At 62.9% G+C, this 11,652-nt stretch carries 9 protein-coding genes and 1 tRNA gene; 4 read left to right on the forward strand and 6 right to left on the reverse strand.

Annotation, left to right across the window (positions count from 1 at the left end; translation table 11 throughout):
- Nucleotides 1–96: 96 nt before the first annotated feature.
- The 6 genes from KR767_RS09945 to KR767_RS09970 all read right to left on the reverse strand — a co-directional run bounded on the left by KR767_RS09945 (nucleotide 97) and on the right by KR767_RS09970 (nucleotide 6,646).
- The gene (locus KR767_RS09945; RefSeq protein WP_250879146.1) at nucleotides 97–1,914 is read right to left on the reverse strand and encodes an SLC13 family permease; all 1,818 of its coding nucleotides are present in this window, start codon (nucleotides 1,912–1,914) and stop codon (nucleotides 97–99) included.
- Between the two features lie 488 nt (nucleotides 1,915–2,402).
- Entirely contained in the window at nucleotides 2,403–4,121 is a 1,719-nt protein-coding gene (gene poxB, locus KR767_RS09950) for a ubiquinone-dependent pyruvate dehydrogenase (RefSeq protein ID WP_250879147.1), read from the reverse strand.
- 63 nt (nucleotides 4,122–4,184) lie between these two features.
- Nucleotides 4,185–4,898 (reverse strand): tRNA (guanosine(46)-N7)-methyltransferase TrmB, encoded by a 714-nt coding sequence (trmB, locus tag KR767_RS09955; RefSeq protein WP_250879000.1) that lies wholly within the window; start codon nucleotides 4,896–4,898, stop codon nucleotides 4,185–4,187.
- 2 nt (nucleotides 4,899–4,900) lie between these two features.
- Entirely contained in the window at nucleotides 4,901–5,701 is an 801-nt protein-coding gene (locus KR767_RS09960) for a thiazole synthase (protein ID WP_166950838.1), read from the reverse strand.
- Between the two features lie 33 nt (nucleotides 5,702–5,734).
- Nucleotides 5,735–5,935 carry a sulfur carrier protein ThiS gene (thiS, locus tag KR767_RS09965; protein WP_166950840.1) on the reverse strand — a complete coding sequence of 67 codons (201 nt, stop codon included), beginning with the start codon at nucleotides 5,933–5,935 and terminating at the stop codon, nucleotides 5,735–5,737.
- Nucleotides 5,936–5,977: 42 nt separating this feature from the next.
- On the reverse strand, nucleotides 5,978–6,646 hold the full coding sequence (locus KR767_RS09970; RefSeq protein ID WP_250879001.1) for a hypothetical protein: 669 nt from the start codon (nucleotides 6,644–6,646) through the stop codon (nucleotides 5,978–5,980).
- 134 nt (nucleotides 6,647–6,780) lie between these two features.
- Here KR767_RS09970 and KR767_RS09975 point away from each other — a divergent pair.
- The 4 genes from KR767_RS09975 to KR767_RS09990 all read left to right on the forward strand — a co-directional run bounded on the left by KR767_RS09975 (nucleotide 6,781) and on the right by KR767_RS09990 (nucleotide 11,299).
- Nucleotides 6,781–6,854: transfer RNA gene (locus KR767_RS09975), tRNA-Gly, on the forward strand.
- A 484-nt stretch (nucleotides 6,855–7,338) separates the two neighbouring features.
- On the forward strand, nucleotides 7,339–8,373 hold the full coding sequence (locus tag KR767_RS09980; RefSeq protein ID WP_250879002.1) for a hypothetical protein: 1,035 nt from the start codon (nucleotides 7,339–7,341) through the stop codon (nucleotides 8,371–8,373).
- 255 nt (nucleotides 8,374–8,628) lie between these two features.
- The gene (locus KR767_RS09985) at nucleotides 8,629–10,632 is read left to right on the forward strand and encodes a hypothetical protein (protein ID WP_250879003.1); all 2,004 of its coding nucleotides are present in this window, start codon (nucleotides 8,629–8,631) and stop codon (nucleotides 10,630–10,632) included.
- 67 nt (nucleotides 10,633–10,699) lie between these two features.
- On the forward strand, nucleotides 10,700–11,299 hold the full coding sequence (locus KR767_RS09990; protein WP_250879004.1) for a hypothetical protein: 600 nt from the start codon (nucleotides 10,700–10,702) through the stop codon (nucleotides 11,297–11,299).
- The last annotated feature ends 353 nt before the right edge of the window (nucleotides 11,300–11,652 follow it).

The raw sequence follows: 11,652 nt of genomic DNA on the forward strand, positions 1-11,652 counted from the left end.
GCGCGCTCCTACAGGGAGGCTGCGCTGCTCTTGTAGGAGCGCGCCTTGCGCGCGACCGGATGTGACGGTAACCCCAGTTCGCACGCAGAAAGCGAATCAGCGATACATCAGATTGATGGTCACCAGGGTGATGGCCAGCACCAGGATCGTGAGCGGCAACCCCACCCGCAGGAAATCCTTCGACCGATACCCACCCGGGCCGGCCACCATCATCAACGCCGGGTGCCCGGACGGCAGCAGGAACGTATTCGACGACGATACGGCCACGATCAGCGCATATGCCGACGGGTTGCCACCCGTACTCACCGCGACGCTGATGGCGATGGGCACCATCATCACCGTGGCGCCCACGTTGGACATCACCTGCGAGAACATCAGCGTGAGCACCGCAATGCACAGCTGCAAGGTCCACTGCGGCGCACCGCCGAGGATCGCCAGCACCTGCTGCGCCAGCCACGAAGCCGTGCCCGTGGAATCCATCGACCAGCCCAGCGGAATAAGACACGCCGTGACAAAGATGGTCTTCCAGTTGATGGCCTTGTAGGCCTCATCCATGTTCAGCACGCCCGTGAGCAGCATCCCCACGGCACCCGTCATCATCGCCACCGACAGATCAAGATGGGTGAACAGCGCCAGGCACTTCGCCAGCACGAAGAACCCCACCGCCTGCCAGATCTTGCCGGGGCGCTGTTCTTCCTTGGGAATATCCGTGACCACGACGATGTCGCGGTCTTCCTCGGCCAGCATCAGGTCGCGCCACTTGCTGTGCAGCACCACCGTATCGCCTGCGCGCAGGCTCACGGCGCGGACATCCTCGCGGAACACTTCCTCGCCACGGTTCACCGCCAGCACCGAGATGCCGAAGCGCTTGCGTAGCCGCAGCTCGCCCACGGTCTGCTTGATGAAGCGCGACGTGGGCGGAATCACGGCCTCGGAAATACCCGCCCGCGTGGGATTGAACTGGTCGCCCAGCTGGCGCATGCGCATGGACACACGGCACAGCTGGTTATTGGCAAACGCGTTGATGGCATCACGCGGCGCCAGCACGCCCAGCACCGTGCCCACCCAGATCATCTGGTCGGACGGCGGCGCCACGCGGCTTTCGTTGCCGTTTTTCAGGGCCAGGATCAGCGGCGCGCCATGCAGCTGCTCGACCTCGCCGATGCTCATGCCCACCAGCGGGCTCTCGGCCGTAACGGTCAGTTCGGCCGTTTCGCCGGCGATGCCGTAGGTATCGGCGAAGTAGCTCTCCGTACGGCCCGGGGTGACCTTCAGGCGCTCGTCCTCGCGCTCGGGCAGCAGCTTGCGCGTGAACAGCCAGAAGAAGGCCACGCCCAGCACCGCCAGCACGAGGCCCACGGGAGTCACGCTGAACAGGCCGAATTTGGGGATCGTATGTGCGCCCGGCGGCAGGTTGCTGTTGGCGCTGGCGATGAGGTCGTTCAGCACGATCAGCGGCGAGTTCGCGATGAGCGTGGTGTTGGTGGCCGTGAGGATGCAGAAGGCCATGGGCAGCAGCAGCCGCGACAGCGGCACGCCCGTGCGGGCCGACAGGCGGCTGGTGACCGGAATCATCAATGCCGCCAGCGCCTGGCTGGGAATCACGGCGCTGAACAGGCTGGTGACGCTGTTCACCACCACGCCCAGGCGCGATTCCATGCCGCGCGCCATGCGCATCACGAAGGACGCCGTAAGGTTGAGCACGCCTGCGCGGTCGAGGCCGGCGCCCATGATCATGATCGCGATGATCGCGATGACGGCGTTACCCGCGAAGCCGTTGAACACCTGGTCGCCGGGGATCAGGCCGGTAAGGCCGATCGTGACCACGACGAGCAGGGCGACCATGTCCGCCCGGATCCACTCCAGAACGAGCATGAGCATGGTGAAGCCCACCAGGCCCAGCACGAGGATCATTTCAGGAGTGAGGGTGAGTGCCACTAGCCGGCTGTCCGGACCCGTCGGTTAGAGCGTGCCACGGCATCGGATGCCGGGCTGCGAAGGATGTCGCAGGAGTATACGCAATAGGGGTGGCTCGGGGCTGAAGACGAGGCCGCATTTCCTGTTGCGATAGTAGGTAGGCTTCGCCTACCCCTCTTCATCCACCCCACGACCCGTCGCTCCTGCGAAAGCAGGAGCCCAGGGCGGTGCGTGTGGGGAGGGCGAAGAGCCGGATCGACGCTCTCGCGACAACCGACCACTGAGGCGCTGGATTCCTGCGTTCGCAGGAATGACGGGTAGGTGATCCCTCTTCATCCACCCCACGATCCGTCGCTCCTGCGAACGCAGGAGCCCAGCGCGGTGAGTGGGGGCAGAGCGAAGAGCCGGATCGACGCTCTCGCGGCAACCGGTTACCGAGGCGCTGGATTCCTGCGTTCGCAGGAATGACGGGGTAGGTGGGGTTCTTAGCGGCTCAGGTTGCTCAGGGCCAGGTCCACGATGGAATCGCCGCGGCCGCTCATTACGGCCTTCAAGGCATACAGGCTGAAGCCCTTCACCTGGCCAGCGGTGATCTTCGGTGGCATCGACAGCTCCATGCGGTTGCTCACCACATCGAGCAATGCGGGCCCCTCATGAGCCAGGATCTCCGCAATGGCCGAAGGCAGCTCGGAAGCCTGGGTCACCCGTCGCCCATGAATCCCCATCGCATTGGCCATGGCCGCGAAATCCGGATTCTTCAACTCGACACCGGTCTCGATCAGCCCCGCCGTCTTCATCTCCATCTCGACAAAGCCCAGCGTGCCATTGTTGAGCACGATCACCTTCACCGGCAGCTTCTCCTGCGCCAGCGTGATGAAGTCGCCCATCAGCATCGTGAAGCCGCCATCGCCCGAGAGCGACACCACCTGCCGCTCGGGAAACGCCGCCTGGGCACCCAGCGCCTGCGGCAAGGCATTGGCCATCGACCCATGCACGAAGGACCCCAGCAAGCGCCGCTTGCCATTCATCGCCAGATAGCGCGCCGCCCACACCGTAGGCGTGCCCACATCGCAGGTGAAGATCGCATCGTCCTCGGCCAGCTCGCTCACCAGCCGCGTCACCTGCTGCGGATGGATCAGCTCATGCCCCGGCTCGATGCGAGCCAGTTCGTCCAGATCCGCACGCGCGCGCTGGTAGTGGGCAAGGCAGCGATCCAGATGACCACTGACCCGCTTGGGCTCGATCCGCGGCAGCAACGCTCGCAAGGTCTCGCCCACATCGCCCACCACACCCAGATCCACCCGGCAGCGCCGTCCGATGTTTTCCGGCCGGATATCCACCTGCGCGATGCGCGCATCCTCCGGATAGAACTGCCGATACGGAAAATCCGTGCCCAGCATCAGCAAGGTGTCGCAGTCTTCCATCGCGTAGTAGCCCGAGCTGAAGCCGATCAGCCCCGTCATGCCCACGTCGAACGGGTTGTCGTACTCCACGAATTCCTTGCCGCCCAGCGCATGCACGATGGGCGACTTCAGCGCATCGGCCAGCGCGATCAGGTCCGCATGCGCACCTGCCGTGCCACGACCGCAGAGCAGGGTGACGCGCTTGCCCGCATTGAGCAGGGCCGCCAGGGCATCCAGCTCGCGTTCGGCCGGCACCACCTTGGGCGACGGCGGCAGCAGGCCTGCGGCTGGCGTGACGCTCTTCACCGGCGAGCGCCGTGTAGCCACATCGCCCGGAATCACCACCACGGCCACGCCGTGCTGGCCCACCGCCGCACGAATAGCGGCCTCGAACACCTGCGGCATCTGCGAGGCGTCGGACACCATCTCGCAATACACGCTGCACTCGCGGAACAGCTCCGTGGGATGCGTTTCCTGGAAATAACCGCTGCCGATCTCGGCACTGGGAATATGCGCGGCAATAGCGAGCACGGGCGCGCGCGACCGATGGCAGTCGAACAGGCCGTTGATGAGATGCAGGTTGCCAGGGCCGCAGCTGCCCGCGCACACGGCGAGCTGGCCGGTGAGCTGCGCCTCACCGCCCGCGGCGAAGGCCGCGGCTTCCTCATGGCGTACATGGACCCAGTCGATATGCTGGCGCTGGCGCAGCGACTCGGTGATGGCGTTGAGGCTGTCGCCAACCACGCCGTAGATACGGCGGACGCCGGCCTCTTCGAGGGTTTCGGCGATCAGGTCGGCCAGGGTGGAAATGGACATCGGCGGGGACTCCGTAGGCACGAAGCCCCCTTTATGCCGGTATCGCGGTCAAGAGGCCGTCGTCGCCCCGTGCCATTCGTAGAGAAAATCCCACACGCCATGGCCCAGGCGCATGCCACGGCGCTCGAAGTGCGTCTCGATGCGCCACGCCGGCCGCTCGGCCGACTGGCCCGGGCCCACGCGGTTGCGCCAGCCTTCGGCGGCTTCCATCACCTCGCGCATGTGCTCGGCGTAGGGCTCCCAATCGGTAGCCAGATGCAGCAGGCCACCCGGCGCCATCCGCGAGGCAAGCAGGGCCACGAAGGCCGGCTGCACGAGACGACGCTTGTTGTGACGCTTCTTGTGCCACGGATCAGGGAACCAGATGCGCGCCTCGGACAGGCTGCCCGGGGCGATCTCGTTCTCCAGCACTTCCACGGCATCGTGCTTGTAGATGCGCACATTGCTCGCATCACGCTCGGCCAGCCCGTTCATCAGGCGGCCGACACCCGGGCCGTGCACTTCCACGCCGATGTAGTCGCGGTCGAGATCATGCTCGGAGGCCCAGGCCAGCGCCTCGCCGTTGCCGAAGCCGATTTCCAGCACGCGCGGCGCCTGACGACCGAAGGTGGTGTCGAGGTCGCGCGCGTTGCCCGTGTAATCGAGCCCGAAACGCGCCCAATGGTCGTCGAACGCGCGCTGCTGTGCGGGCGTCATGCGGCCTTCGCGCAGCACGAAGCTGCGGATGCGGCGCTGGAACGGCTGGTCTTCGTCGTGTGTCATGTTCAACCGACCAGCCCGTCCACGGGGCTCGACGCCGAGGCGAAGCGCTTGCGCGGAATGCGACCGGCGCGGAACGCCGCGCGGCCCGCTTCCACGGCCAGCTTCATCGCATGGGCCATCAGCACGGGATCCTTCGCGCCAGCGATGGCGGTGTTCATCAGCACGCCGTCGCAGCCCAGCTCCATGGCGATGGCCGCATCGGAAGCCGTGCCCACGCCCGCATCGACGATGACCGGCACCTTGGCATTCTCGACGATCTCAAGCAGGTTGTAACGGTTCTGGATGCCCAGGCCCGAGCCGATGGGCGCGGCCAGCGGCATGATCGCGGCGCAGCCGATCTCTTCCAGGCGACGGGCCAGGATCGGGTCATCCGAGGTGTAGACCATGACGTCGAAGCCATCGGCCACCAGCTTCTCGGCGGCGGTGAGGGTCTGCACCACATCGGGATAGAGCGTGCGCTCGTCGCCCAGCACTTCCAGCTTCACCAGGTTGTGGCCGTCGAGCAGCTCGCGGGCGAGGCGACAGGTGCGCACGGCGTCGTCGGCGGTGTAGCAGCCGGCGGTGTTCGGCAGCAGCGTGAAGTGGCTGGGCGGCAAGGCGTCGAGCAGGTTCGGCTGGCTGGCGTCCTGGCCGACGTTCACGCGGCGGATGGCCAGGGTGACGATCTGCGCGCCAGCGGCATCCGTGGCGCGACGGGTCTCGTCGAAATCCTTGTATTTGCCGGTGCCGGTAAGCAGGCGGGAATGGAAGGTGCGGCCGGCGACCGTCAGCAGGTCGTCACCAGCGGGGGAGAAGTGGTTCATGCGGGGATCTTCCGTCGGGGGAGAGCGGAGGCGTCAGCCGCCGCCGATGGCGTGGACGATTTCCACCTTGTCGCCATCGGCGAGCAGGTGTGTCGCGTGCTCGCTACGGGGCACGATGTCGAGATTCACCTCCACCGCGACCCGCTTGCCGGCATAGCCGGCCGATTCGAGCAGGGACGTCACGGAGGTACCGGGCGCGCACTCGCGCGCTTCGCCGTTAAGGGTGATGTGCATCCGCCGATTGTAGCGGAGCCGCCCGTCAGCCGGGGCCGACCGTCAGTGGCTGTAACCCCGCCAGCCCGCCTGACGCAGGGGGATGCCGGTACCGGGCTGGGGGCCTGTGCCGACGCCGGTGCCCGGCTGGGGACCGCGCTGGTTGGTGACGCCCGTGCCGGGCTGCGGAGGCGGCTGGTTCCAGCCGCCTCCGTCGTTGCCGTTCCAGCGGCCGTGGTGACCTGTGTCGGGCGGCGGCTGCGGCGCCAGTTTCACTCCGGCGCCCGACGCGCCACCGGCACCGCCGCTATTGCCGGCGGCCAGCGAGGTGGAATTGCCACGCGGCGGCGGCCGGTCGTGCCCGTCGCCGGGATAACCGTGATCGTGCCGGTTGCGGTCGCCATCGCGACCCCGGCGGTCGCGGTCGTCGTTCCAGCCGTAGCCCGGCGGATAGGCGCCACCGTAGGCATAGCCACCGTCGTTGTAGCCATCGTTGCGCGAGTCGGGCGCGGGCTGGGGCTGCGGGGCGGGCGTGCCGGCATAGAAGTGCGGCACCGCGGGCAGGGTACTCACCGTCTCCCGTCGTTCCGGCACGGCCGACGGGCCGGAGATATAGCTGACGCCCGGCTTGGGCATGTCGGCCGTGGAGGCGGTACGCGACTGGGCAGCGGCCGGGCCACACACGCCCAGCACCAACCCCGCGACGATGGAAAGCGACAGCACCCGATGCATGACCGGACCTCGTAAGGATTCCCTGGGGCGATTATGCGCCGGCCTCGCGCGGGTGGCGTGGGCGGGCGCTCACAGGTTCAGGCGGCTGCCACCTTTCGCTGGTTGGCGGTGTCGTATTAACATCCGGGTTCGATGCGGGTGTAGCTCAATGGTAGAGCTGTAGCTTCCCAAGCTACTGACGAGGGTTCGATTCCCTTCACCCGCTCCACCCTCCATAGTAGCCCTTGCGGCACAACGGTTGCAGGCAATCAGCGATACCCGGAAACGACCTTCAAAAAGGTATCGTTTGAGGTATCGCCTTCGTGCCAAAGCCCCTTTTCCTCCATCGCCCCGCCGGACTCTATGTCCGCTTCCGTGTGCCTGCGGACTTGCTCGGTGTGGTTGGCTCCAGGTTCCTTGTTCGCCCGCTCAAGATGGTCAAGGGCACCGTGCCCGACTGGTTGCAGAGACCATGGCTGTGGCACTCTCCGAGGCGTTCGGTCAAATGAGACAGGGGATTGTCGTGGACCTGAAAAAAGCACTGGAAGCTGCCCACAGTGTCGACCGCCGCGACCTCACGCTGGGTGAGGTGTTCCTGCCCAACGGTGCGGTTTTCCGTGACGTGCTGATTGACACCGCTTCACGGCCGCCGAAGAAGCCCTCCTGTGCGCCTTGGCCGTTGGGATCAGTCCGGCGGAGCATGCGGGCGGGGCGTGAAAATCAATACAGTTCGAAGTTGGGTCCGCGCGGTGCTGGAGAGGTCCGGGCATCCGAACGTCCTGGCACTTGCAACCCACATAGGCTCTCCGGAAGCGTTGCTACAAAACAATGGGGGAAATCAGGTGAAGCTGGAATTTGGCGATCTTTGGAAGTTCGTCGTGTCCGCTGGTTTCGGATTGATAGGGGTAGAGCTGCTGTTTGTGTGGTTCCTTCTCAAAGAGCCTTTCGACCTCAATGTAAAATCGTCGGACCTTGCAGCGCTCACGCCCGTCGCACAAGAGACCGTGCGCATCAGGCAGCAAGCCGTTCGTGACTTGCTCCATTGGGCCCCTTTGCTAACAGTACTGGCCCTTCTGTTTGGTACGGGTATTTCCGTGTTCGGATTCATCAAGTGGAGAGTGGCTCAGCGTCACCATGATGCAATCCTGAGAAATGCGGCGGAACAAGCGCAAAACGCAGTGCGCCCGTCTACGGAAGATGAATTGGCGAACAAGTCGTCTCAAGATGCATTCGATATACCGCTCACCACAGAGTTCGGGACACCTGCAGTCGCGCTTCGGAAGGCTACGCCAGCTACTCGCTCTCGTCATGCAGAAGACATTTTCGAAAGTCGTCTTAAATTGGCACTCCCGCCCACCTACTGTCTCGAGCGAGATATGGCGATATCGAGGGTGACAGTCGACTTTCTGCTCACGAGCAACGCCCTGCTCGAAAAGGATTTCCTCGTCGAGCTGAAGTATATCTATCGGGGATTTAACGTGGGTTGGCTTGCTCAGGGCGCGCTTCAAGTCCAGCGCGCCCGACTCGACTATGAGGCAAGCCGCAACCGATCTCCGAATACGGCAGTAGTCGTAGTGGTCGAAGATGATGTCTGGAGAGCTCGATACGAGAATATTTCGGATGAAGTTTCCAGCAGGGTCACCATGCGAAGGGGAAAGGACAAGATTCTTGTTGTCCGATTCTCGGAACTTGAAACCTTGGATAAGGATTGGTTCTCCCGAAAACTCGGAGTCCCCATTGCTGGGTGAGTTCAGCACAGGAAGTCAATTCTCCACCGCAGCGCAAATCTTCGGCATGAAGCCCAAGTGTGCACCCTGCACCGCAAACAGCGGATGATTTGCTTCCGCACGGCTGCCCATCTCGGTCAGAAGCGGTGCGCTTGCCGCTCTTGATGAGAAAGTCGGCCCTTCAAGCGTTGCGATCGCGCCCCGGTATCTGACTACTGGAAAGGTAGTACGTGGCAGAGCAAAATGAGGTAATCCATATGCACCAGGAAGTGATGCATGAAGGCAAACCTCAAGGGGCTCGTCCAGCGACTCAAGCTCGAAAACGGCAAAGGGATGATGCCCCTCTACGAAGCCATTTCGAATTCGATGGACGCCATCATCGAAGCAGGTAAGACCGGTACGGCCGGTCGCATCGACATTCGGCTTATTCCGTTGCAAGACTTGGGAACGAACGCCACTGAAGGCAGGCTGGTCGTTGACGGTGTCGAGGTCACCGACAACGGTATCGGACTAGATGATGGGCATCTGGCCGACTTCCGGGAAGCCCACACGATCTCGAAGCTCAAGGCTGGTGGAAAGGGCGTCGGCCGGTTTACCTACCTCAAGGTGTTTGACGAGGTCCGGGTGGTCAGTATTTTCGGCAAGGACGGCGAGCACAGGCTGCGGGATTTTCCGTTCGATTTCGGCGATGAGGACCTGACCAAGGCTGACGCGACCACGTTTGTCGAGGAGCCTACGGGGACGACGGTGACCATGAAGGGGATGGCGTCCCAATACAGGGCATCTTGGCCCACGAATGTTGAAGGTGTTGGCCGCCGCATCATCGAGCATTTCCTTATCCGGTTTGCCTCGCAGGGATGTCCGCAAATCACAGTGTCGGCCCTCGGATTCTCAAATGTGGACGTCAACCGGCTGTTTGACACCACGGTCGTCGGGCAAATCCAGGAGGCCACGTTTGATGTCAAAGGCCAACAGTTCACAGTCCAGGTGCTCCGCCAATTGGGTACAAGCCGAAGCCACGAATACCACCTCTGCGCGACCTCGCGGGATGTGGCATCGGCCAAGCTCAAAGAGCTCCTGCCAGAGTTACCGGACCGGTTCGTGGGTGAGGACGGCAAGGCGTTCAGCTTGATTGCGCTGATCACCGGTGAGTATCTAGACGAGAACGCGAATCAGGAGCGGACCACCATCACCTTCGAGACCGACGAGGGGTTGGAGCTAGACCGGGTCTCCATTTCCCGACGTGCCCTCAACAAGGCGATCGGCGACACGCTGCGGACCCTCCTTGCCGAAGACTTGCGGGTTACCAATGCTGAGAAGATTGCCCAGATTGAGCGGTTCGTGGAAAAGGCTCCGGAATACCGCGTCTTGACCCATGAGCGGTACCGCGCCCGTCTCGAATCCCGTGTCTCTCCAGGTTTGACGGATATACAACTGGACGAGACCTTGCTCCACATCCGCCGGGAAATCGAAGACGAGGTGTCCAGGGAGGAGAAGAGCCTGGCTGCCCGGATGGAGAAGGAATCGTTCGACAAGTACCAGGAAAAGTTCAAAGTGCTCATGGAGGAGCTCAACGAGGTCGGCAAGGCCAAGCTTGCCTCCTATGTTGCCCACCGCCGGACCCTGCTCGACCTAGTTGATGCCAGCCTGAAGAAGTCCCGGACGGACGACAAGTACCCACTGGAGAAAGTGCTCCACAAGATGGTGTTCCCGATGGGGGCGTCCTCGAAGGATGTGTTTTTCGAACAGCAGAATTTGTGGCTCATCGACGAGCGTCTATCCTTCCACACCCTACTGACGTCGGATGTGGCAATGAAGAAGGCGCAGGGACTGGAAGACACATCGGCGAAGGAGCCGGATATCCTCGCCCTGTTCTGGGATCGGCCGGTTGCCATAGCCGAGCCGGAGGCACTGGCTTCTGGTGGGGTGGTCATTGTCGAGTTCAAACGGCCCGGCCGGGACGACTACAACAAAGACCCCGGTGACCAGATAATCCAGCGCTTCGTCGAAATTGCAAAGGGCGGCGTCAAGGACGTCGATGGACGACCCATCAATCCAACCGGCGTCCGATACCATGGCTTTCTCATTGCCGACCTGACGCCCAGCCTCAAAAATCACGTGGCGTTCCGCTATATCGAGGCATTTGATGGGGAGGGCTATTTCCTGACGCTGCCCGGGGGGAACGGGCACGTCGAAATCATCTCGTATGACAAGCTCATCCGGTTGGCCACGCAGCGGAACCGGATGCTGTTCGACAAGCTTGGGGTCCACAAGCACTGACCTCTTCTTCGCGTCGAGGAGCGTCAGTCCGTCTCGTGCGAGGTAATGGTCACCGTCGGGAAACCACATGGGAAAGGACATGGAAGAAAATGAGCAAGAGGAACTGTTTTCGAGCTATTCCACCGTGGATGTCTTCAGGGTCCTCTTGGCCGACCTTCACGGCGACGTTGATGGAAAGATTGGTCGGTTCCACCAGCTTGCCGACCTGTCCACCAGCCTCGGGTCGGCCGGTTCGATCTTGGCCGGCGGTGAGGTGGCATTCAATGCGTGGGTGGAGGCGCGGTCTTCCTTTGTGCATGGCAACTTCATCGCCACAGTGCTCCTTTGCCAGAGCCTGGCCGAACATCTCCTGGCCGCACGCCTCAATATGTTCGAGCAGGATCGGTTGCCCAACCGAATCGCCTTTCAGGAAACACTCAAGCGCTGCCTCGCAGCTGGGCTCATCTCTCCGGACGATGAGGCCGACCTGCGATGTCTGATGGGCCTGCGCAATCCGCTGTCTCACTTCCGGGACCTCCACGACCCAGCAAGCCTGTTTCGGCGCTCCTTGGAAACGATGAGTGGTCCTGAGGAACATCTCCGTGCCGTCGCCGCCTTTGCTATCACGATGGCCGTCCGTTTGCTGTCCCTCCCCGCCTTCCGGGTGGACGGTAATCCCGACGAATAGCCGGCCAGCGGACCTAGGAATCGAAGGCGCTATGGTAGCTTTTCCCAAGTCCCGTTCTGGGTACTCCTGATTGCCCCCCTGTCCGGCCACAAAATGTTGGCGAGCGAGGGTTTCGAAGCAGGGAGAAGGTCTTCCCTTCACCCGCTCCAGCTTCGGCCATGCCGATGCCAGTTGTCTTTCCTGCAACGTCTTTTTCGGCTGACGCAACGAACCTGAAAAGCCCTCCCAAGGCATCATTTTAGGTATCGTTTTTGCGCCAAAGCCACTCCTGCTCCATCTTCCGGCTGGCCTGTATGCGTGCTTTCGCGTGCCAGCCGACCTGCGCGAACGAGTTGGCTCTCGGTTTTGGTGCG

The sequence above is a fragment of the Luteibacter anthropi genome (assembly GCF_023699965.1).
GTDB classification, from domain to species: domain Bacteria; phylum Pseudomonadota; class Gammaproteobacteria; order Xanthomonadales; family Rhodanobacteraceae; genus Luteibacter; species Luteibacter anthropi.

What these genes read in the sequence shown, in the direction of transcription:
- KR767_RS09990 (WP_250879004.1), top strand. Translation starts at nt 10,700, where the DNA reads ATGGGAAAGGACATGGAAGAAAATGAGCAAGAGGAACTGTTTTCGAGC.
- trmB (WP_250879000.1), bottom strand. Translation starts at nt 4,898, where the DNA reads ATGACACACGACGAAGACCAGCCGTTCCAGCGCCGCATCCGCAGCTTC.
- thiS (WP_166950840.1), bottom strand. Translation starts at nt 5,935, where the DNA reads ATGCACATCACCCTTAACGGCGAAGCGCGCGAGTGCGCGCCCGGTACC.
- KR767_RS09945 (WP_250879146.1), bottom strand. Translation starts at nt 1,914, where the DNA reads ATGATCCTCGTGCTGGGCCTGGTGGGCTTCACCATGCTCATGCTCGTT.
- KR767_RS09960 (WP_166950838.1), bottom strand. Translation starts at nt 5,701, where the DNA reads ATGAACCACTTCTCCCCCGCTGGTGACGACCTGCTGACGGTCGCCGGC.
- KR767_RS09985 (WP_250879003.1), top strand. Translation starts at nt 8,629, where the DNA reads ATGAAGGCAAACCTCAAGGGGCTCGTCCAGCGACTCAAGCTCGAAAAC.
- KR767_RS09970 (WP_250879001.1), bottom strand. Translation starts at nt 6,646, where the DNA reads ATGCATCGGGTGCTGTCGCTTTCCATCGTCGCGGGGTTGGTGCTGGGC.